Genomic DNA, 21672 nt, shown 5'->3' with positions numbered 1-21672 from the left:
TGAATGGTGCCCAGGTTAGCGTGTGATGCGATAGATGGCGATTTCACCAAGCATGTTCGGCCAGAGCCTGATCCACCAGCGGTCGCGCAGCTTGTGGTCGACCACGGTACGGTCGAGGATCCGGATGTTGTGCTCCACGCACAGACGCTCGAAATCGTCGAACGTACAAAAGTGAATATTGGGTGTGTTGTACCAAGTATAGGGCAGGAACTTGGAGACCGGCATTCTGCCTCTGAACGCCAGGTAGAAGCGGGCGCGCCAGTGGGCGAAGTTCGGGAAGGTGACGATGCACTCCTTGCCGATCCTCAGCATCTCTTCCACGGTCTGGTCGGGGCGATGCATGGTCTGCAGCGCCTGGGTCATCACCACGGTGTCAAAGCTGCTGTCACGGATCGAGGCCAGGCCACGGTCGATATCCTGCTCGACCACGCTGACACCCTTTTCGATACAGGTGGTGATGTTGTCCTGGTCGATCTCCAGGCCGTAGCCGCCGACGTTTTTCTGGCTCTTGAGGTTGGCCAGCAGTTCGCCATCGCCGCAGCCAAGGTCAAGCACCTGGGAGCCGGGGCGAATCCACTCCTGAATAATTTCCAGATCAGCTCGCATGATTGCTCTCCTTGTTCGCTAGCGCTTTGCTCTCGGCATCAACCCGGTTCATGTAGGCGGCGAAAATCGCCATGTAGCGCGGGTTGGGGATCAGGAAAGCATCATGGCCGTGGGCCGATTCGATCTCCGCATAGCTGACCTCTTTCTGTGCCGCCACCAGGGCATCTACGGTTTCCCGGGAGCGCTCCGGTGAGAAGCGCCAGTCGGTGGTAAACGAGACCACCAGGAAGCGACAGGTGGCGTGACTCAGCGCTGCCACCAGATCGTGGCCGTACTCCGCCGCCGGATCGAAATAGTCTAGCGCCTTGGTCATCAGCAGATAGGTGTTGGCGTCGAAGCTGGTGGAGAAGCGCTCGCCCTGGTACTGCAGGTAAGACTCCACCTCGAACTGAGGGTTGTTGAAGTCGAAACTGAGCTTGCCGGCGCGCAGCTCGCGGCCAAATTTCTCACGCATGCCGTCGTCGGACAGGTAGGTGATGTGACCGACCATCCGCGCCAGTGCCAGGCCGGTTTTGGGTACCACGCCGTGTTCGTAGTAGTGGCCGCTGTGGAACATCGGATCCTTGCTGATTGCCTGGCGGGCGACCTCGTTGAAGGCGATGTTCTGCGCCGACAGCTTGGGCGCCGCAGCGATCATCAGGCAGTTACGCAGACGGTCCGGGTAGTCGATCGCCCACTGCATCGCCTGCATGCCACCGAGGCTGCCGCCGATGACCGCGGCCCACTGGGAAACGCCGAGACGATCCGCCAGGCGCACCTGGGAGTTAACCCAGTCCTTGACGGTGAAGATCGGGAAATCGGGGCCATAGGGCTTGCCGGTTTCCGGGTTGATGCTTTTCGGGCCGGTGGAGCCATGACAGCCGCCCAGGTTGTTGAGGGCGACGACAAAGAAACGGTTGGTGTCGATCGGCTTGCCGGGGCCGATGGCGGAATCCCACCAGCCGGGTTTGCGGTCTTCCATGCTGTGGTAGCCGGCGGCATGGTGGTGGCCGGACAGCGCATGGCAGATCAGCACGGCGTTGGAGGCATCGGCATTCAGCTTGCCGTAGGTTTCGATGACCAGGTCGTAGCTTTCCAGCACGCGGCCGCAGCTGAGTGCCAGCGGGGTGTCGAAATGCAGGGTCTCGGGGGTCACCAGGCCGATGGAATCGGCAGGAATATCACTGGGCATTGAACGGCTCTCGATCAGGTTGTCGGGCAAAAACAGTCAGGATGTGGATGAACGGGAGCATCACATCTCGTAATAAAGCCCGCGACAATGGATCAGGAACTTGCTCGTATACACCTTAGTCTCTCTCAATCGGAACGCTGTCCGGTAATCGGGTCGGCCGGTCGATGGCGACCCGCTTCTGGCGACCCAGTTCGCCGCTGATTATGGTTACCGCAGTTTTGGACACACCGAAGGTTTTTGCCAGGAACTTGACCAGCTGCGCATTGGCGCGGCCCTCGATGGGTGGTGCGGTGATGCGGATCTTAACACTCTCGCCGTGCAGACCCGAAATCTCATCTTTCGATGCCTTGGGCTGGAGGTGACAGCTGAGTATCAGCCGGTCACCGTCCCAGCGGTAAAACGTGTTTTCTGTCATCGCCTCAGAAGGTAAACGGAGCCAGCTGAGAGCGCACGATCTGAATGATCAAGAAGATCAGGATCGGGGACAGGTCCAGGCCACCCAGTGATGGAATCACCTTGCGGGCCAGTCCGAACAACGGCTCTGTGATCTGCAGAATCAGCTGCGGCGCCGGGTGGTAGCTGTCCGGTGCGATCCAGCTGATGATCACGGCGCCGATGGTGGCCCAGAAATAGATCAGCAGGATGCCATCGATCAGGGTGCCGGCAGCGAGCAGCAGCATCATCGGGATCGGGGCGCTGGCGCCCTGATAGGCGACGATCGCCAGCAGGGTCAGAAAGTTAACGATCAGCGCCAGAATCAGCGGCGATACGTCGAAGCGGCCTGCCCGTGGCAGCACTTTCTGGATCGGCGCCAGCGGTATGCGGGTCACGCGAACCACGGCCTGGGAGATCGGGTTGTAGTAATCGGCGCCGGCAACCTGCAACAGAAAGCGCAGCGTAAGGATGAAAGCGTAGATCTGGCCGATAGTGTGAATAATCAGAAGGATCGGGTCCTGTCCCATGTCGTATCCTGTTGCACTGGTTGTATTAAGCGAACGGCGGTCAGTATAGAGGTTTCAAAGAGGCGGTTGAACCGCGCCTTATTCCTTGTACGGGCGGTCCCTGTGGGGCCACCCTCTAAGGTCAGTCTTTGCAGAGCTCTTCGGTGAGCGCCTCGGCGCGATCGCGGCAAGCGGTCATCGCCTTCAGAACCATCTCGTCGATACCCTGCTGTTGGAAGCTCAGGATCGCCTGCTCGGTGGTACCCTTCGGCGAGGTCACGTTGCGGCGCAGATCGGCTGGCGCCAGATCGCTTTGGCTGGCCATGCGAGCGGCGCCCAGGGCGGTCTGCAGGGTCAGTTTCAGTGCGGTTTCCGCATCCAGACCCAGTTCCTCGCCGGCCTTGGTCATCGCTTCCATAAACAGGAAATAGTACGCAGGTCCTGAGCCCGATACCGCTGTAACCGCGTCAATCTGTGCTTCGTTATCGACCCAGAGGGTAAGACCTACGGCGGCAAGAATTGCTTCGGTCTGCTGGCGCTGCTGCTCGCTGACCAGGGCGTTGGCGTAAAGACCGCTGGCGCCGGTCTGCACCAGTGCCGGCGTATTGGGCATGCAGCGTACGATGGCGACATCACCGCCAAACCATTTGGACAGGGACTCGGCGTCGATACCGGCGGCCACGGATACCAGCAGAGGTTTATGCTGCTGAACCGTATCGCGATGTGCTTCGGCAACGCTTTTCATCACCTGGGGTTTTACCGCCAGCACAGCGATATCGCAGGCGGCCAGCGCCTCATCGTTATTGGTGGTGGCGTTGAGGCCGCGGGCGGCGTAGGGTGCCAGTTTCTCTTCGCTGCGATCGGTCACCCAGATCTGGTCGACCGGGTAGCCGTTGGCAATCAGGCCTTCGAAGATAGCGCTGGCCATGTTGCCGGCGCCGATAAATGCGATTTTTGCAGTCTGTGTCACAGTAAAATCCTGGTTGTCAGTCGATTGTGGTGGCCGGCTTTGGGGCTCTTGGGCCGAACAGTGCCGTGCCGATACGGACGATGGTGGCGCCCTCTTCGATAGCCGGAATCAGATCGCCGGACATGCCCATGGACAGGGTGTCCAGGTCTGGCAGCTCAGTGCGGATCTGCTCCAGCAGCTGGCGCAGATCGGCAAAGGCACGATGTTGTTCAGCCGGATCATCGGTGGCCGCCGGAATCGCCATCAGGCCACGCAGGCGCACGCCGGGCAGTTCGCTCAATGTTTTGGCCAGAGCCGGCGCCTCATCGGGATCGCAGCCGGATTTGCTCTCCTCGCGGGAGATGTTCACCTGCAGGCAGATATTAAGCGGCGCCATCCCGTCCGGGCGCTGCTCCGACAGGCGCTGGCCGATCTTCAGCCGGTCGACACTGTGCACCCAGTCAAAATGCTCGGCGATGGGGCGTGTCTTATTGGATTGGATGGGGCCGATGAAATGCCATTCAAGCTCCAGGTCAGACAGCGCCTCGATTTTATCCAGCGCTTCCTGCAGATAGTTTTCACCGAAATGGGTCAGACCCTGCTCCACCGCGCTGCGCACTTCGTCGGCGGAGCGGGTCTTGCTGACGGCCAGTAACTGTACGCTGTCGCGTGAGCGACCAGCCTGTTCGCAGGCGGCCTCTATCTGTTGATTGACGCTCTGGATACGATCGGAAATATGACTATTCATCTACCTTTGACCAATCTGATTGGCATGTGTGGGCTATTCTGCTAGAACAGGACTCTCAAGATACAAGCCCCGGGCCGCATTATGGATATTACCGAACTTCTCGCCTTTGCCGTACAGCAGGGCGCCTCCGACCTTCACCTGACCGCCGGCATGCCGCCGCTGATTCGTGTCGATGGTGACGTGCGCCGCATCAAATTGCCGGCTATGGACCACAAGCAGGTCCACACGCTTGTCTACGATATTATGAACGACAAGCAGCGCAAGGAATACGAGGAAAACTTCGAGACCGATTTCTCGTTTGAAGTACCCAAGCTGTCACGTTTCCGTGTCAACGCATTCAACCAGCACCGTGGTGCGGCGGCGGTATTTCGTACCGTTCCGAACAAGGTGCTGACGCTGGATGATCTCGGCATGGGTAAGGTGTTCCGCGACCTGTCGGATCAGCCCCGAGGCCTGGTGCTGGTGACCGGCCCGACCGGCTCCGGTAAGAGTACGACACTGGCAGCGATGATGGATTATGTCAACGACACCCGCACCGACCACATCCTGACCATCGAAGACCCGATCGAATTTGTTCACGAGAGCAAAAAGTGCCTGATCAACCAGCGTGAAGTGCACCGCGATACCCACAGTTTCTCCAACGCCCTGCGCTCGGCGCTGCGTGAAGACCCGGATGTCATCCTGGTGGGTGAGATGCGTGACCTGGAAACCATCCGTCTGGCACTGACCGCGGCGGAAACCGGTCACCTGGTGTTCGGTACCCTGCACACCACCTCGGCGGCGAAAACAATTGACCGTATAATTGACGTGTTCCCGGCGGAAGAGAAAGACATGGTTCGCTCCATGCTGTCGGAATCACTGCAGGGCGTTATCTCCCAGACGCTGCTGAAAAAGCCCAAGGGGGGGCGTGTGGCTGCCCATGAGATTATGATCGGTACCCCTGCGATCCGTAACCTGATCCGCGAGGACAAGGTTGCCCAGATGTACTCAGCAATACAGACCGGCGCCGCCTACGGCATGAAAACCCTGGATCAGTCGCTGCTCGAGCTGTGCCAGAAAGGCCTGATCTCGCGCGATACCGCGCGAGAGAAGGCGAAGAACCCCAGCTCGTTCTGATGCGCTGAAGGAGAATAAAGAGTGGATTTTACGCAACTGCTGAAAGTGATGTCGGAACGTGGGGCATCGGATCTGTTCGTCACCGCCGGCGCCGCTCCGTCGATCAAGGTTGATGGCACCATCAAGCCACTGACCCGCGAAACTCTGAAACCTGCGCAGGCCCGGGCGCTGGTTTACAGCACCATGAATGACAAGCAGCTGGCCGAATTCGAAGGCACCAGCGAGTGTAACTTTGCGATCAGCGCGCCGGGCATTGGCCGCTATCGTGTCAGCGCCTATATGCAGCGCAACTCGCCGGCGATGGTGCTGCGTGCGATCAACGACTACATCCCCTCACTGGAAGAGCTGAACCTGCCGCCGGTGTTGAAGGATCTGGCGATGACCAAACGTGGTCTGATCCTGTTTGTGGGTGGTACCTCCACCGGTAAGTCCACCTCTTTGGCGTCGATGATCGATTACCGCAACATGCATCACGCGGGTCACATCATCACCATCGAGGATCCGATCGAGTATATCCACAAGCACAAGAAGAGCATCATCACCCAGCGTGAAGTGGGGATCGATACCGAATCCTTCGAGATTGCGCTGAAAAACACCCTGCGCCAGGCGCCTGACGTCATCCTGATGGGTGAGATCCGTTCCGCGGATACCATGAAATATGCGCTGCAGTTCGCCGAGACCGGTCACCTCTGTCTGGCAACGCTGCACGCCAACAACGCCAACCAGGCGCTGGACCGCATCATCTCCTTCTTCGGACCTGAGCATCACGATCAGATCTGGATGGATCTGTCGTTGAACCTGAAGGCGATCATTGCCCAGCAGCTGCTGCCCACCGTGGACGGAAAGGGCCGCCGTGCGGCGATCGAAGTGCTGATCAACACCCCGCTGATCCAGGACCTGATCCGCAAGGCGGAGGTTCACGAGATCAAGGACGTGGTGAAAAAGTCCACCAACCTGGGGATGCAGACCTTCGACCAGGCGCTCTATATCCTCTACAAGGATGGCATCATCACCTATGAGACCGCCCTCAGCCACGCAGACTCCGCCAACGATCTGCGCCTGATGATCAAGCTGAACTCCGATACCAACCCGGACCTGGAAACCGACGATATGCCGTCGTTTACGCTCCAGGACGAGGACGACAGCATGAACTATCAGGGCGATGTGGATGTGAAAGGGATGTAAGCTCCCGAACTGCCGCTCAGAAAACGAAAAGGCCGCTGAAATTCAGCGGCCTTTTTCTTTGTTTCGCGGGTGATCCTGCGTTCAACGGCGGTAGATGATCTCGCCACCGAGCAGGGTGATCTGCACCCGTCCCTTCAGCATCTTGCCGGCGAAGGGGGTGTTTTTGCCGCCCGAACGCATCTCGTTGGGGTTCAGCACCCACTCTTCATTGGGATCGAAGATGCAGATATCTGCTTGGGTACCTACCTCCAGCGTACCGTCATCCAGACCGAGTATTCTGGCCGGCCCCAGGGTCAGCTTCTCCACCAGCTGGGACAGTTCCAGCAGTTGCTCCTCAACCAGCTGCAGCGACAGCGGCAGCAGGGTTTCCAGGTTGCTCATGCCCGGCTCGGTAGCGGCGAAGGGCGCCTGCTTGGCGATCGCTTCGTGGGGCTGATGGTCGGAGCAGATCGCCTGCAGCGTATCGGTGACCAGGCCCTGGCGCAGACCGGCGCGATCCAGCTGGCCGCGCAACGGCGGCATCAAGTGGTAGTCGGCATCAAAGCCGCTGACCGATTCGTCGATCAGCAGCAGGTTCTGGATCGAGACGTCGGCACTGACTTTCAGGCCACGTTCGCGGGCGGCTTCGATCAGTCGTACCGAGCGCTCGCAGGAGAGCTGGCCGAAGTGCGCGCGCACGCCGGTCTGCTCCACCAGCATCAGGCAACGGGAGACTTCGATGGTCTCTGCCGCTTCGGAGATGCCGTTCAGGCCCAGGCGAGTGCTGGTAGCGCCTTCATGCATACAGCCGCTGGCGCTCAGCGACGGGTCCTGAGCCTGGAAGATCACCAGCAGGTCGTGGGTCGCGGCGTATTCCAGCGCGCGCAGCAGCACCAGCGTGCTGGCCACCGGTTTGCGGGTGTTGGTAAAGGCGATACAGCCCGAGCTGGCCAGGGCGTGCATTGGTGCCAGCTGCTCACCGGACAGTCCCTGAGTCAGTGCGCCCATCGGCAGTACACGGGCAAGGCCCTGTTCGGCGGCGCGATCCTGAATCAACTCGGCCACGGCAGGGGTATCGACCACCGGTTTGGTGGTGGGCGGTGTTACCAGGGTGGTAATACCACCGGCCGCCGCCGCGGCTGTTTCACTGGCAATACTGCCCTTCTGGGTGTAACCGGGCTCGCGCACATGGGCGCAGAGGTCGATAAAGCCGGGGCAGACCACCAGGCCAGCCGCCTCGATCACTTCGTCGGCTTCAAAGCCTTCCGGCGCTTCTTCGATGGCAAGAATCTCTTCGCCGCGGATATAGAGGTCACCCACCTGATCCAGTTGCTGTGCCGGATCGATCAGCCGGCCACCCCGAATAAGAATGTTCATGCGCTGTTCGGTCCTTAAAGGTTGAGGTTGTCGATATCCGGCTGGGCACGGTTTTTCTCGGCGAGCTGGCCGCTCATGGCCATGGACATCACCGCCATACGCACGGCGATACCGTTGGTGACCTGGTCCAGAATCACCGAGCGCTCACCGTCCGCCACGGCGGATTCGATCTCTACACCACGGTTGATCGGGCCCGGGTGCATGACGATGGCATCCGGCTTGGCGAAGGCCAGCTTGTCGCGGGTAAGACCGTAGAGCTTGTAGAACTCGGACTCGCTCGGCAGCAGGGCGCTGTCCATACGCTCTTTCTGCAGGCGCAGCATCATCACCACATCCACGTCGCGAAGGCCCGAATTCATATCGGTGTAGACCTTGGCGCCAAGAGATTCGATATGGCGCGGCAGCAGTGTCTGCGGCGCGATCACGCGGATCTCTTCGGCGCCGAGGATGCGCAGCGCGTGGATCTGAGAGCGCGCCACGCGGGAGTGCAGAATATCACCGACGATAGCCACCTTGAGCCCTTCGAACTGGCCCTTATGGCGGCGGATGGTGAGCATGTCCAGCATCGCCTGGGTCGGATGCGCATGACGGCCGTCGCCGGCGTTGATCACCGCCACGTCCGGTGTGACCTGCTCAGCGATAAAGTGCGCAGCGCCAGAGTCGGAATGGCGCACCACGAACATGTCCGAGTGCATGGCGCGCATGGTCATCAGCGTATCCTTCAGGGTCTCGCCCTTCTTGGTGGAGGAGGTGCTGATGTTCAGGTTGAGCACGTCGGCAGAGAGACGCTTGGCGGCCAGCTCGAAGGTGGAAAGGGTACGGGTGCTGGCCTCGAAAAACAGGTTCACCACGGTTTTACCGCGCAATAGCGGTACCTTCTTGACCTGCTGGGCGCTCATGTCAACGAAGGAGTCGGCGGTGTCGAGAATCTCGGTCAGCAGCTCCCTGGGCAGCCCTTCGGTGGTCAGAAAGTGGCGCAGCTGGCCGTTTTCGGTCAACTGGATGGGGCATCGGTTTATCGGATCGGACATGGTCTGTTCCCGGCTTTAAGTCAGTCGCGCTGGCGAATGGTCAGGGTAAGAGGGTCGGGGCCGCTCAGCTTGATCGACTGATCCGGCCCCAGCGCCAGGGTGCCGCCGACCACATCGGCCTGGATCGGCAGTTCGCGGCGCTGCAGGTCCAGCAGCGTGATCAGCATCACCGATGCCGGGCGGCCGTAGTCGAACAGCTCGTTCAGGGCGGCGCGGATGGTGCGGCCGGTCATCACCACATCATCCACCAGCAGGATATGGCGGCCCTCAACCGGGCAGGGCAGCTGTGACGGCTGCACCTTGGGGTTCAGACCCACCTGGGTAAAGTCATCGCGGTAGAAGGAGATATCCAGCACGCCTAGGGGCGTTTCCAGATCGAGATCCTGGTGCAGCCGCTCGGCGATCCAGGCGCCGCCGGTGCGGATGCCGATCATCAGCGGGTTTTCGATATCGCGTTGAATAATCTGAGCACGCGTTTCGGCGCTGATCTTCTCCAGCAGCGCTTCGACGCTAAGGGTTCCCGATAGCATAGAGGTCCTCCAGTCGGGTATGACTCGGTATGCGGGTATCACTGGCGAACCAGTCTTCCAGCAGCAGGCGGGCGGCGATGCCGTCCACCGACTCCTGTTTGAAATTGGTGCCGCCGCCGGCGTCCAGATGAATACGCTTGGCTTCGGCAGTAGTGAGGCGTTCGTCGATCAGGAAACAGGGGAGCTGGTAGCGGTCCTGGATGCGGTTGGCAAACTTGCGCGCGCGGCGCGCCATATCGCTGATGCTGCCGTCCATATTCAGCGGCAGGCCGACCACCAGGGTGGCGGGTTGCCAGTCTGCGATCAGGTTATCCAGTGCCTGCCAGTCGGGTTTACCGTCGCGGGCGGCCAGGGGATCCAGTGGTGAGGCGGTCGCGGTGATCGACTGACCTATGGCCACGCCGATGCGGCCGGTGCCAAAGTCGAAGCCCATCACCTGCTGATTGTCTGTGCTCATGAATGCTTATATGTGTTCAGGCATGACCGGCGTGAGCCGTCAGTAGATTCAGATTGATTCCGAGCATGGATGCCGCAGCGTTCAGCCGCTCCTCGGCTGGCATCCGGAATATTATATCGAAATTGAAGGGGCAGCTTAACCAGAGGTTGTTGCTCAATTCCTCTTCCAGTTGACCTGGACCCCAGCCAGCGTAACCCAGAGTGACGATAAATTCGTCCGGGCCTTGGCCGGCGGCGATCGCCTCGAGGATATCGAGTGAGCTGGTGACGCCGATTTCGTCGGTGATCTCCTGGGTATTAAGCCAGGTACCTGCGTTTTGCGGATGGAGGACGAAGCCGCGATCCTGGTGCACCGGCCCGCCATCGTAAACCGGGTGCTGCGCCAGTGAGGCGGGGCCAGAGGGCAGATCCAGATGGTTGAGCAGGTCAGGCAACTGCAAGCCACTGCAGCGGTTGATCACCAGTCCCAGCGCGCCGTAGTCGCCATGTTCGCAGATGTAGGTCAGCGTCTGGGCGAAATTAGGGTCGTCCAGGTGTGGCATGGACAGTAGAAACTGGTTGCGCAGGCGGGTGGGAAGGGCCATAGACTGGGCTACCGGGTAGAGTGAGTGAATACCACGAACCTAACAAAAAATTAGTACACCCGGGCCTGTTTCTCAAATTTCCAGGTGCGGATCACCGCGAGCTTGTCGGCACGTTTGCGCATCTCCACCGGGAAGGGCTGGAAGGGGGCGGCGAGCTGCACGATGCGCACGGCGGCATCGTCGAGGATGGCGTGACCTGAGGATTCGAGGATCTGGATGCGGTCTACGCTGCCATCCGGCTGGATCTCCACCAGTACCCTGAGCACGCCGTAGATCTTGTCGCGACGGGCTTTTTCCGGGTAGTTCAGGTTGCCCACGCTCTCGATCTTGCGGCGCCAGTTATCCAGGTATTGGGCATCGTCGTGGGACAGGGTTGAAGCCGCAGTCAGCCGTAGTACCCGCGGTCGCTTGGCGTAGGCCTGGCGCTCGTTCTCGATCTGCGCCTGCAGGCTGGCAATCTCCAGGCTGCGTGCCAGCAGTGAGGTGGAGGTACCCCGAGTGGGTTGGGGCTTTGAAGCGGCCGTCTGCTCCTGGCTTTCTGCCGCCTTGGGCTGGGCCTTGGCCTCGGTGGTGACCACCTGGCGTTCGCCACTTTGCGCCTGTGGCTGCGGCTGTTGTGCCGGTGGCTCGGGCGTGGGTGGCGTCGGCTTTACCGGCTCGGGATCGGGCGAGGGCGGCGTGGGAGCGGCCTGGGCCGATTGTGGCCGGGGTGTTTCGCTGGTGAAGTTGGCCTCATCGGGCGATGAGGGTACCTCTTTCTCTTCGCTACTGCCGCTGCCCTGCTGGTTGGACTGGGCGATAAAGTCGGCGTCTTCCGGCGCCTCCGCCTGCTCGTACTGCGCCAGGGTGATATCCAGGGTCTGCGGTGGAGGCGGAGGGTCCGGGAAGTCGAAGCTGAGCATCAACAGCAGGACGCCATGAAACGCCGCCGCCAGAAACAGCAGGAGGCCGAAGCGCTCCTTGCTGAGATGGCGCCAGTCGTTGTCGTCGCGCAGTGCCCGCCGTCGTTGCATGCAGTTACTTCTGGGCCAGGGTCTGTTCGATGCAATCCATCAGCTGCATGCCGATATCCAGGCCGAACTGGTTATCCAGTTCACGCAGGCAGGTCGGGCTGGTGACATTGATCTCGGTGAGATAGTCACCGATGACGTCGAGACCGACGAAGTACAGCCCTTTCTCTTTCAGAGTGGGGCCGACCTGTGCGCAGATCCAGCGGTCACGGTCCGACAGCGGACGGCCTTCGCCGCGACCACCGGCGGCCAGGTTGCCACGGGTCTCGCCGGCAGACGGAATACGGGCCAGGGCGTAGGGTACGGGTTCACCGTTGATCATCAGGATGCGCTTGTCGCCATCCTTGATCTCCGGCAGGTATTTCTGCGCCATGATCGTCTGCTGGCCGTGTTCGGTCAGGGTCTCGATAATCACGCCCAGGTTTACGCCATCTTCTTTGATTCGGAAGATCGACGAGCCGCCCATGCCATCCAGCGGCTTGAAGATTACGTCCTGGTGCTCGGCGTGGAAATCGCGCAGCAGCTGGGCGTCGCGGGTGACCAGCACCGGCGGGCAGCACTGCGGGAACTGTGTGGCGAACAGCTTCTCGTTGCAGTCGCGTACCGACTGGGTGCGGTTGACCACCAGCACGCCATCGCGCTCGGCCATGGCGAGCAGATGGGTCGTGTAGAGAAATTCGTTGGTAAATGGCGGGTCCTGACGCATCAGGATCACGTCCATGTCAGCCAGAGGGCGCACGGCATACTCGCCACGCTCAAACCAGTTGTCGGGATCCATGGCGACCTTGAGCGGCGCCATCTTGGCCTGGGCTACGCCGTCACGGCTGAACAGGTGGCTCTGCTCCATGTAGTGCAGTTCCCAGCCCTTGCGCTGTGCGGCGTGCAGCAGGCCGAGGGAGGTGTCTTTCTTGAAGGTGATCGACTCGATGGGGTCCATCACGATGCCGACTTTTATGGTCATCTGAAATTCCTGTCTGTCCGAAACGGAGCGACCAGGCCGGTCAGCCGAGGTCGCCCCATAGATACTGCAATATGGCGGCGGCGGCAACGGGGGCGGTTTCCGTGCGCATCACCCTGGGGCCAAAGGCCACGGGTTGGAAACCGGCAGCGATCGCCTGCTCCACCTCTTCTTCAGTGAGGCCGCCCTCCGGTCCGATCAACAGGGCCACGGATTTTGGTGGCTCGATAGAGGCCAGGGGTTGAGCCGTATGATGGTGCATCACCAGTTTGAGTTCCGCGTCGACCCGGCCAATCCAATCGGTCAGGGCGCTGGGCTCTTCGATAGCGGGTACCCGGCAGCGCTGGCTCTGTTCACAGGCGCTGATCGCGACCTGCTGCCAGTGGCGCTGGCGCTTCTCCTGCCGTTCGTTGTTAAGGCGTACCTCGCAACGTTCGGTAAACAGCGGGTGGATGCGTGTAATACCGAGTTCGCTGCTCTTCTGGATGGCGTAATCCATGCGCTCGCCGCGGGAGATCGCCTGGCCCACCTCAATGGTCAACGGCGACTCGCGGCCCGGGTCCTGTGGCGTGCCGATCTGGGCTGCGGCTCGTTTCTTGGCGACATCGCACAGCTCTGCCGGATATTCGAGGCCGTCGCCGTTGAACAGCGTCAGCGGCGCTCCCTCGGCCAGACGCAGTACCTTGATGCAGTGGTTGAAGGCGTTGTCGTCCAGCTCGATGCGGGTACCTTCGCTCAGCGGCAGATCGAGATAGACGCGGGGGACTCGCATAGTCAGTTCGCTACCTGTAAATAGTTGGGATTATGCCATAGATGGCGCGGCTGCAGAGCCCCTGCTAGTCGATCTCCAGATCGATCTCCAGGTCCTGTTGCAGCATCGTCTCGAACTCCCTGCGCTCCAGCGGATGGCTGAGCAGGTAGCCCTGCACCAGATCGCAGCCCATCTGGCGCAGCAGGTGCAGCTGGTCCTCATGTTCCACGCCCTCGGCGATGACCTGCAGGCGCAGACCATGGGCCATCAGCATGATCGCCTCGACGATCTTGGTGCACTGCGGATTGGAGACGATATCTTCAATAAAGCTCTGGTCGATCTTGATGTGATCGATCGGCAGGTTGCGGATCCGGCTCAGCGACGAGTAACCGGTACCGAAGTCATCGATGGCTACCTTGACGCCCAGTTGACGCACCTGCTCAACCTGCAGCTGAATCCGGTCCATATCCTCGATCAGCACTCCCTCGGTCAGCTCCAGCACCAGGTGCGACAGCAGCCCCGTGTCGCCATGGAAGGTGGTTCTCAGATGTTGTTCCAGATCAGCGCGCAGGAAGCTGATACCGGACAGGTTGATCGCCAGCAGCGGCATGGAAAGCCCCTGTTCCTGCCAGCTGCGCAGCTGTCGCGCCACGGCCTCAAGCACCCACTGGTCGATCCGTTTGACGAGCCCGGTCTGCTCGGCAAAGGGGATAAACACGGCTGGCGATATCAGCCCCTTCTCGGGGTGTCGCCAGCGCAGCAGTACCTCGGCGGAGTTGGCCTGGTTGCTCTGCAGGTCGAAAACCGGCTGGAAAACCAGGTAGAACTGGTCCTCCTCCATCGCCACCTGGATTTCGCGCCAGAGTCCCAGACGCTGGTCCACCGGAGCGCTGGCCAGATTATTGAACCAGTACCAGTCGCGCTCAGCGCGGCGTGCCGCACGCAGGGCTTCTTCGGCACGGCCGACAAGCTGGAACTCCTGGTCGCCATCCTCAGGGTATAGGCTGACGCCGATGCGCCCCTGCAGATTGAAAGGCTGGTCGTCGATGGTGATCGGTGCGGAGATCTCTTCCAGCAGCTCGCGCATCAGCGTACGGATGGCATCGTTGTCGCCGGCCTCGGGGCGTACCAGGGTGAGAGTGTCGTCGCCGTGGCGGCCGAGAATATCATCGACGCGCAGATGGTTGCGCAGCCGGTCGACAATGGTGCGCAGCACCTGGTTGCCGCAATCCGGCCCCCAGCGGGTGGTGATATCCCGCAGCAATACCAGGCGGATCACCAGCACCGCAAGCCGGTTGTTCTGACGTTGCTGGCGGGTGATCTCCCGCTCCAGCGCATCGCCCAGCGACTGGCGGTTGTAGAGGCGGGTCACCGGGTCGAACTCTTCCAGGAAGCGCGCATGCTCGCTGAGGTTGCGCAGGCGCCGGTTCTCTTGGGCGTGGTCCCGCAACTGCTGAATCGCTCGGGCGAGGGCGCCGATCTCATCCTGGCGACGACTGTCCTCTACCTCAATTTCGAGGCGGGCGTTGCTGATCTCCTGGGTGGCCTGAGCCAGTCGGCGCAGTGGGTTGGCGATATTGCGGCTGATCGCCAGCGCCACCAGTAGCGTTGCCAGCAGCAACGCCAGCGTCAGGATGGCGAGACTGAGCAGACGCGAGAACAGCTGTGACTGGATATCGTCCAGGTGCACGCCGGAGCCAAGCAGCCAGTTGCTGTCACTGATGCGCATGAAATAGCTGAGTTTGTCGCTGGCGGGGGTGAGGTTGCCGGACTGGTCGAGCTGGGCCCAGCGGTAGCGCCAGAAGGTCTGATCGCGCTCGGAGATCGCCTGCAAGAGTTCGGGCAGCACCGGGTTGCCTTCGGAGTCACGCAGGTCGGAAAAGCTTTTCCCTTCCAGCGAGGGTCGGCCGACGTTGATCAGCATCTTGCCTTCGTCGGTGAGCAGAAACAGGTAGTTGTTATGGCGATAGCGCGCCGGATCGAGCAGTTCATGGGCGCGGACCAGCAGTTGGGCGTCGTCGATAGCGCCGTTCTGATGCTGGGCGTAGACCTCGTTGAGCTGGCCGCCGACTACTTCAACGATGCTGCGCACCTCGCGCTTGCGGGCGTCGATCAGATCGTTGTGGTGCAGAAATGCGGCAAGCAGGGCGGTGGCCAGGATGCAGAAAAGTGAGAGCGTCACCATCAGCAGCAGCTTGCGACGTATGCTGAGGTTACTCAGTGTTGAGATAGGCTCCTTGGGTTGCATCTCTGTTAGGTCCCGATTCCTGCTGGAGTGACTCTCCATTGCGCCTTGTTCAGGCAGCTATCTTGTTGTTCTCAGATGAAAAAGCCCGGCTTTTGGCCGGGCTTCAGTTTCGCAGTCTAGATCTAATTTAGATCAGAGACCAGCGGCTTCGCGCAATGCGTCGGCCTTGTCGGTTTTTTCCCAGGGAAATGCGGTGAAAGTGTCGTCTCCGACTGTCATTTCATAGGGTTGGCGACCGAAGTGACCGTAGGCTGCGGTCTGTTTGTACATCGGGTGCAGCAGGTCGAGCATACGGGTGATCGCGTAGGGGCGCAGATCGAAATTGTCGCGCACCAGCTCGATAATCTTGTGCTCGGCGATCTTGCCGGTACCGAAGGTGTTGATCGACACGGAGGTCGGTTCGGCTACACCGATGGCGTAGGAAACCTGGATCTCACAGCGATCGGCGAGGCCTGCGGCGACGATGTTCTTGGCCACGTAACGGCCAGCGTAGGCTGCGGAACGGTCCACCTTGGAGGGGTCTTTGCCGGAGAACGCGCCGCCACCGTGCCGGGCCATGCCGCCGTAGGTGTCGACGATGATCTTACGACCGGTCAGACCACAGTCGCCGACCGGGCCGCCGATAACGAAGGTGCCGGTGGGGTTGATGTGGTACTGGGTGTCCTTGTGCAGCAGTTCTGCCGGCAGCACGTGCTTGATGATCAGTTCCTGTACCGCTTCATGCAGATCGGCCTGGGAAACGTCGGGGTTGTGCTGGGTAGACAGCACCACGGCATCGATCGCCACCGGCTTGCCGTTTTCATAGCGGCAGGTCACCTGGGATTTGGCATCCGGGCGCAGCCAGGGCAGCAGGCCTGAGCGGCGCGCTTCAGCCTGACGCTCAACCAGGCGGTGAGAGAAGGTGATCGGTGCCGGCATCAGCACTTCGGTCTCGTTGGAGGCGTAGCCGAACATCAGGCCTTGGTCGCCGGCGCCCTGATCTTCAGGTCTGCTGCGGTCCACGCCCTGGGCGATATCCACCGACTGCTTGCCGATGATGTTGATCACGCCGCAGGTTTCGCCGTCGTAGCCGACGTTGGAAGAGGTGTAACCGATATCACAGATAACATCGCGCACCAGTTTTTCCAGGTCGATCCAGGCGCTGGTGCTGATCTCGCCGGAAACGATGGCGACGCCGGTTTTGACCATGGTCTCGCAGGCCACGCGGGCCAGCTTGTCCTCGGCGATGATCGCATCGAGAACAGCGTCGGAGATCTGGTCGGCGATTTTGTCCGGGTGGCCCTCGGAGACGGACTCGGAGGTAAACAGGCTGTATTCGCTCATCGGTACGCGCAATCCTTAAGGCAGTGAAACGGGATAAAACAGTTAGCTGGGGGCGGAACGGCCGGGTTATTGCTGGCCTGCCCGAAAACGACATTTTAGCGGTCTGCCCGTCCGATTGCATGGGCTCTCGGCTCGCCGGGCGTGAAAATTTTGCTGTATCGGCATGAATTTGGCTCAAATTGTGGCAATTGGATTTGAAGACCGGAGTTATCTGCGCGAAAATTGCGCTGCAAAAATTCGAGCTTCTTACCCGCTAATCCGCAAATTGGGCCAGGCCCAGGAGTAGAGTGAATGTCCTCTCGTCGAGAACTTGCCAACGCAATTCGCGCGTTGAGCATGGATGCCGTTCAGAAAGCCAAGTCCGGTCACCCCGGCGCCCCGATGGGCATGGCGGATATCGCCGAAGTGCTGTGGAACGACTTTCTCAAGCATAACCCGAGCAACCCGCACTGGTTCGACCGCGACCGCTTCGTGCTGTCCAACGGTCACGGTTCAATGCTGCTCTACTCCCTGCTGCACCTGAGCGGCTACGATGTCTCCATCGACGACATCAAAAACTTCCGTCAGCTCGACAGCAAAACCGCCGGCCACCCGGAACTGGGCTACTGCCCGGGCGTTGAAACCACTACTGGCCCGCTGGGGCAGGGCATCACCAATGCCGTGGGTATGGCTATCGCTGAGAAGGTTCTGGCAGGCCAGTTCAACCGCGAAGGTCACGAGATCATCAATCACCACACCTACGCCTTCATGGGCGATGGCTGCCTGATGGAAGGTATCTCCCACGAAGCCTGCTCCCTGGCCGGTACTCTGGGCCTGGGCAAGCTGGTCGCTTTCTGGGATGACAACGGCATCTCCATCGATGGCGAAGTGGAAGGCTGGTTCACCGACGACACCCCGGCCCGCTTCGAAGCCTACGGCTGGCAGGTGATCCGTGGCATCGACGGCCACAACCCGGATCAGATCCGCGATGCCATCGAGCAGGCGCGCGAAGAGAGCGACAAGCCGACCCTGATCTGCTGCAAGACCATCATCGGTTTTGGTTCTCCGAACAAGCAGGGTAAAGAAGACTGCCACGGTGCACCGCTGGGCGAAGACGAGATCGTCCTGGCGCGTAAGGAGCTGAACTGGGCTTACCCGGCGTTCGAAGTGCCGGAAGAGATCTACGCCGACTGGAACGCCCAGGAAGCCGGCTCCCACGCGGAAAACGAGTGGAACGAGCGTCTGGCGGCTTACCGTTCAGCTTTCCCTGAACTGGCCGACGAGCTGCTGCGTCGTCTGTCTGGCGATCTGCCGCACGACTTCGTGGCCAAGGCTGATGCCTGGATCAAGGAAGTGGCCGACAAGGGCGAGAACATCGCTTCCCGCAAGGCGTCCCAGAACTCCCTCAACGCATTTGGCCCGATGCTGCCGGAACTGCTTGGCGGCTCTGCTGACCTGGCCGGTTCCAACCTGACTCTCTGGTCCGGCGCCAAGGGCGTGACCCGTGAAGATGCCAGCGGCAACTACCTGTTCTACGGTGTGCGCGAGTTCGGTATGAGCGCCATCATGAACGGTATCGCTCTGCACGGCGGCTTTATCCCTTACGGCGCGACCTTCCTGGTATTCATGGAATACGCCCGTAACGCGGTGCGCATGGCGGCGCTGATGAAGCAGCGTTCTATCTTCGTTTACACCCACGACTCCATCGGTCTGGGCGAAGATGGTCCGACCCACCAGCCGATCGAACAGATTGCCAACCTGCGTTCTACGCCGAACATGAACACCTGGCGTCCCTGCGATGCGGTCGAATCCGCCATCGCCTGGAAGTCTGCCATTCTGCGTGAAGATGGCCCGAGCGCGCTGATCTTCTCCCGTCAGGGTCTGCCGGCCCAGCCGCGCACCGAAGAGCAGTTCGACGACGTTCTGCGTGGTGGCTATGTCCTCAGCGACTGCGACGGCGAGCCGGAAGTGATCCTGATCGCTACGGGTTCCGAAGTAGGCCTGGCGATGGACTCCGCTGAAGCGCTGCGTGCCGAAAAACGCCGCGTGCGCGTGGTTTCCATGCCCTGCACCGAGCGCTTTGACGCTCAGGACAAGAGCTACCGCGACAGCGTGCTGCCGCCGTCCGTCACCGCCCGTATCGCCATCGAAGCGGCTCACGCCGACTTCTGGTACAAGTACGTGGGCCTTGATGGCGCGATTATCGGTATGCGCAGCTTCGGTGAGTCGGCGCCCGCCGGCGAGCTGTTCAAGCACTTCGGCTTCACCGTCGAGAAAGTGATCGCCAAAGCCAAGGCTTTGATCTGATCAGTTAGCGGGGCGGCCCATACCTGGATGGATGGGCCGCCCCGTTTTGCGTTCTCTCTTTTAGCATTCGGTAAAGGTATCGATGGCGTATCGTGTAGCGATCAACGGCTATGGTCGAATCGGGCAGTGTGTACTGCGCGCACTCTATGAGCGTGGTATGACCGACCGGTTTGAGGTGGTTGCGCTTAATGAACTGTCCGATATCGAGACCCTGGCTTACCTGACGCGCTACGACACCACTCACGGGCGTTTTCCGCTGCCGGTGGACAGGGATGGCGAGTATCTGCTGATCGGTGAAGACCGTATCCGCGTGCTCAGCTACGAGGATCCCCGCGAGCTGCCCTGGGATGAACTCGGCATCGATCTGATCCTGGAATGCTCCGGTTCGTTCAAGAGCCGCGAGATCGCGGAGCAGCATCTGTCGGCCGGCGCCGGTCGACTGCTGTTCTCCCAGCCGGCGCTGCCGGAAGTGGATGCCACCGTGGTGTTCGGGGTAAATCAGGACTCGCTGAAAGCGGAACATCGCATCGTTTCTGCGGCGTCCTGCACCACCAACTGCGTGATTCCGGTGCTGGACCTGCTGGACCGTCACTTCGGTATCGAGTACGGACTGACCACCACCATCCACTCGGCGATGAACGACCAGCCGGTGATCGATGCTTATCATCGCACCGACCTGCGCCTGACGCGCAGTGCGCTGCAGTCGATCATCCCGGTCGATACCGGTTTGGACCGCGGCATAGACCGTCTGCTGCCGCACCTGGCGGGGCGTTTCAGTTGCCGTCATGTGCGGGTGCCGACGATCAATGTCTCGCTGATGGATATGTCGATCAACCTGAAGCGCGATACCAGCGTGGATGAGGTTAATGCCATGCTGCGCAGCGCCACCCGTGAAGGGCCGCTGGCGGGGATTCTGGGCTACACGGACGAGCCGCACGCCTCGGTGGATTTTAATCGTGATCCGCGCTCGGGTGTGGTCGACAGCACCCAGACCTGCCTCGCCGGAGGGCGGATGCTGAAGCTGCTATGCTGGTTCGACAACGAGTGGGCTTTTGCCAACCGCATGCTGGACGTGGCGCAACACTGGATGGATCTGCGCTGAGCTGGCGGTGCTGGCTCAGGGCAAAAATAGAACAACATCTATAAGACTTAATTGACTTAAATTACAGGAATCTGGAATGAGCGTACTGAAAATGGCGGATCTGGATCTGGCAGGCAAGCGCGTGCTGATCCGTGAAGATCTCAACGTACCGGTCAAGGATGGACAGGTAACCTCGGACGCGCGCATCCGCGCCTCGCTGCCAACCATCGAGATGGCACTGAAGGCGGGCGCCAAGGTCATGGTGATGTCTCACCTGGGTCGCCCCACCGAAGGTCAGTACGAAGAGCAGTACTCCCTGGCGCCGGTCGCCAGCCATATCGGCAAAATGCTGGGGCGCGAAGTGCCGCTGGTCAAAGATTGGCTGGATGGCGGTTTCGACCTGGAAGAGGGGGAACTGGTACTGCTGGAAAATGTCCGTTTTAACAACGGCGAAAAGAAAGATGACGAAGCTCTGAGCCAGAAGATGGCGGCGCTGTGCGACATCTACGTGATGGATGCCTTTGGTACCGCTCACCGCGCCCAGGCTTCCACCCACGGTGTCGGCAAGTTCGCACCCGTGGCCTGCGCAGGTCCGCTGCTGGCCAATGAGCTGGATGCCCTGGGCAAGGCGCTGGATAAGCCGGCACGCCCGATGGCCGCCATCGTCGGTGGTTCCAAGGTGTCCACCAAGCTGGAAGTGCTTAACGCTCTGTCCGAGAAGTGCGATCAGCTGATCGTCGGCGGTGGTATCGCCAACACCTTCCTCGCCGCTGCGGGTAAGCCGGTTGGCAAGTCCCTGTGCGAGCATGATCTGATCGATACCGCCAAGGCGCTGATGGAAAAGGTCAGCATCCCGCTGCCGGTGGATGTGGTCGTGGCAACCGAGTTTGCTGAAACCGCGGTCGCGACCATCAAGTCGGTTGATGACGTGGCCGAGGACGATATGATTCTCGATATCGGTCCCCAGTCTGCCGCTAACCTGGCAGAGCTGCTGAAGGAAGCGGGCACCATCATCTGGAACGGCCCGGTTGGCGTATTTGAGTTTGACCAGTTTGGCGAAGGCACCAAAACCCTGTCGCTGGCGATCGCCGGCAGCGCGGGTTTCTCCATCGCTGGCGGTGGCGATACACTGGCGGCCGTGGATAAATACGGCATCGCCGAGCAGGTTTCCTACATCTCCACCGGGGGCGGCGCGTTCCTCGAGTTTGTAGAGGGTAAGGTGCTGCCGGCAGTAGCCATGCTTGAGCAGCGTGCGGCGCAGTAAGGCTGCATTAAGGGCCAGGGCCGCGATAGCGGCCCACCAACGATTTACACGATTTCAAAAGATTAAGGGTGAAATAAC

At 60.6% G+C, this 21672-nt stretch carries 21 protein-coding genes; 5 read left to right on the top strand and 16 right to left on the bottom strand.

Going from position 1 to position 21672, the window contains the following annotated elements; genetic code table 11:
* Nucleotides 1-15: 15 nt before the first annotated feature.
* The 6 genes from metW to C4S72_RS21145 all read right to left on the bottom strand — a co-directional run bounded on the left by metW (nucleotide 16) and on the right by C4S72_RS21145 (nucleotide 4415).
* Nucleotides 16-606 (bottom strand): methionine biosynthesis protein MetW, encoded by a 591-nt coding sequence (gene metW / locus C4S72_RS21170; protein WP_104005173.1) that lies wholly within the window; start codon nucleotides 604-606, stop codon nucleotides 16-18.
* Nucleotides 596-1777 (bottom strand): homoserine O-succinyltransferase MetX, encoded by a 1182-nt coding sequence (metX, locus tag C4S72_RS21165; RefSeq protein WP_104005172.1) that lies wholly within the window; start codon nucleotides 1775-1777, stop codon nucleotides 596-598. Before metX ends, metW begins: the two co-directional genes overlap by 11 nt.
* 115 nt (nucleotides 1778-1892) lie before the next feature.
* Nucleotides 1893-2192, bottom strand: a complete 300-nt coding sequence (locus tag C4S72_RS21160; RefSeq protein ID WP_104005171.1) for a DUF167 family protein — start codon at nucleotides 2190-2192, stop codon at nucleotides 1893-1895.
* Between the two features lie 4 nt (nucleotides 2193-2196).
* Nucleotides 2197-2739, bottom strand: coding sequence for a YggT family protein (locus C4S72_RS21155; RefSeq protein ID WP_104005170.1), 543 nt, complete (start codon nucleotides 2737-2739; stop codon nucleotides 2197-2199).
* 121 nt (nucleotides 2740-2860) lie between these two features.
* Nucleotides 2861-3688 carry a pyrroline-5-carboxylate reductase gene (gene proC, locus C4S72_RS21150; RefSeq protein WP_104005169.1) on the bottom strand — a complete coding sequence of 276 codons (828 nt, stop codon included), beginning with the start codon at nucleotides 3686-3688 and terminating at the stop codon, nucleotides 2861-2863.
* A 16-nt stretch (nucleotides 3689-3704) separates the two neighbouring features.
* Complete coding sequence (locus C4S72_RS21145) at nucleotides 3705-4415, bottom strand: YggS family pyridoxal phosphate-dependent enzyme (protein ID WP_104005168.1); 711 nt, start codon at nucleotides 4413-4415, stop codon at nucleotides 3705-3707.
* A gap of 81 nt (nucleotides 4416-4496) precedes the next feature.
* Between C4S72_RS21145 and C4S72_RS21140 the strand changes: the two genes are divergently transcribed.
* Together C4S72_RS21140 and C4S72_RS21135 are read left to right on the top strand one after the other, a co-directional pair.
* A complete protein-coding gene (locus C4S72_RS21140; protein WP_104005167.1) occupies nucleotides 4497-5531 on the top strand; it encodes a type IV pilus twitching motility protein PilT in 1035 nt (344 codons plus the stop codon).
* Between the two features lie 21 nt (nucleotides 5532-5552).
* Nucleotides 5553-6716 carry a PilT/PilU family type 4a pilus ATPase gene (locus C4S72_RS21135; RefSeq protein ID WP_104005166.1) on the top strand — a complete coding sequence of 388 codons (1164 nt, stop codon included), beginning with the start codon at nucleotides 5553-5555 and terminating at the stop codon, nucleotides 6714-6716.
* A gap of 81 nt (nucleotides 6717-6797) precedes the next feature.
* Here the strand turns inward: C4S72_RS21135 and C4S72_RS21130 are convergent, their stop codons facing one another.
* The 10 genes from C4S72_RS21130 to metK all read right to left on the bottom strand — a co-directional run bounded on the left by C4S72_RS21130 (nucleotide 6798) and on the right by metK (nucleotide 16963).
* Nucleotides 6798-8072 carry a dihydroorotase gene (locus C4S72_RS21130; protein WP_104005165.1) on the bottom strand — a complete coding sequence of 425 codons (1275 nt, stop codon included), beginning with the start codon at nucleotides 8070-8072 and terminating at the stop codon, nucleotides 6798-6800.
* 14 nt (nucleotides 8073-8086) lie between these two features.
* On the bottom strand, nucleotides 8087-9103 hold the full coding sequence (locus tag C4S72_RS21125) for an aspartate carbamoyltransferase catalytic subunit (RefSeq protein WP_104005164.1): 1017 nt from the start codon (nucleotides 9101-9103) through the stop codon (nucleotides 8087-8089).
* A gap of 20 nt (nucleotides 9104-9123) precedes the next feature.
* Nucleotides 9124-9633: a bifunctional pyr operon transcriptional regulator/uracil phosphoribosyltransferase PyrR gene (pyrR, locus tag C4S72_RS21120; RefSeq protein WP_104005163.1), complete on the bottom strand. Its 510-nt coding sequence runs from the start codon at nucleotides 9631-9633 to the stop codon at nucleotides 9124-9126.
* Entirely contained in the window at nucleotides 9614-10090 is a 477-nt protein-coding gene (gene ruvX, locus C4S72_RS21115; protein ID WP_104005162.1) for a Holliday junction resolvase RuvX, read from the bottom strand. Before ruvX ends, pyrR begins: the two co-directional genes overlap by 20 nt.
* Nucleotides 10091-10106: 16 nt before the next feature.
* On the bottom strand, nucleotides 10107-10673 hold the full coding sequence (locus C4S72_RS21110) for a YqgE/AlgH family protein (protein ID WP_104005161.1): 567 nt from the start codon (nucleotides 10671-10673) through the stop codon (nucleotides 10107-10109).
* A gap of 50 nt (nucleotides 10674-10723) precedes the next feature.
* On the bottom strand, nucleotides 10724-11686 hold the full coding sequence (locus C4S72_RS21105) for an energy transducer TonB (protein WP_104005160.1): 963 nt from the start codon (nucleotides 11684-11686) through the stop codon (nucleotides 10724-10726).
* Between the two features lie 4 nt (nucleotides 11687-11690).
* Entirely contained in the window at nucleotides 11691-12644 is a 954-nt protein-coding gene (gene gshB, locus C4S72_RS21100; protein ID WP_104005159.1) for a glutathione synthase, read from the bottom strand.
* Nucleotides 12645-12684: 40 nt separating this feature from the next.
* On the bottom strand, nucleotides 12685-13413 hold the full coding sequence (locus C4S72_RS21095; protein WP_104005158.1) for a 16S rRNA (uracil(1498)-N(3))-methyltransferase: 729 nt from the start codon (nucleotides 13411-13413) through the stop codon (nucleotides 12685-12687).
* A 64-nt stretch (nucleotides 13414-13477) separates the two neighbouring features.
* Entirely contained in the window at nucleotides 13478-15640 is a 2163-nt protein-coding gene (locus C4S72_RS21090) for a putative bifunctional diguanylate cyclase/phosphodiesterase (RefSeq protein WP_160115562.1), read from the bottom strand.
* 132 nt (nucleotides 15641-15772) lie between these two features.
* On the bottom strand, nucleotides 15773-16963 hold the full coding sequence (gene metK / locus C4S72_RS21085; protein ID WP_104005156.1) for a methionine adenosyltransferase: 1191 nt from the start codon (nucleotides 16961-16963) through the stop codon (nucleotides 15773-15775).
* A gap of 291 nt (nucleotides 16964-17254) precedes the next feature.
* Here metK and tkt point away from each other — a divergent pair, with 291 nt between their 5' ends.
* From tkt to C4S72_RS21070, 3 genes are all read left to right on the top strand, one after another.
* Nucleotides 17255-19249, top strand: coding sequence for a transketolase (gene tkt / locus C4S72_RS21080; protein WP_104005155.1), 1995 nt, complete (start codon nucleotides 17255-17257; stop codon nucleotides 19247-19249).
* An 82-nt stretch (nucleotides 19250-19331) separates the two neighbouring features.
* Nucleotides 19332-20351 carry a type I glyceraldehyde-3-phosphate dehydrogenase gene (locus C4S72_RS21075; protein ID WP_104005154.1) on the top strand — a complete coding sequence of 340 codons (1020 nt, stop codon included), beginning with the start codon at nucleotides 19332-19334 and terminating at the stop codon, nucleotides 20349-20351.
* A gap of 76 nt (nucleotides 20352-20427) precedes the next feature.
* Nucleotides 20428-21594: a phosphoglycerate kinase gene (locus C4S72_RS21070; RefSeq protein WP_104005153.1), complete on the top strand. Its 1167-nt coding sequence runs from the start codon at nucleotides 20428-20430 to the stop codon at nucleotides 21592-21594.
* The last annotated feature ends 78 nt before the right edge of the window (nucleotides 21595-21672 follow it).

This window comes from Marinobacterium lutimaris (assembly GCF_900108065.1).
GTDB classification, from domain to species: Bacteria; Pseudomonadota; Gammaproteobacteria; order Pseudomonadales; family Balneatricaceae; genus Marinobacterium_D; species Marinobacterium_D lutimaris.
Note: the sequence above shows the minus strand (reverse complement) of the source record. Positions and strands in the feature narration are given on the sequence as shown.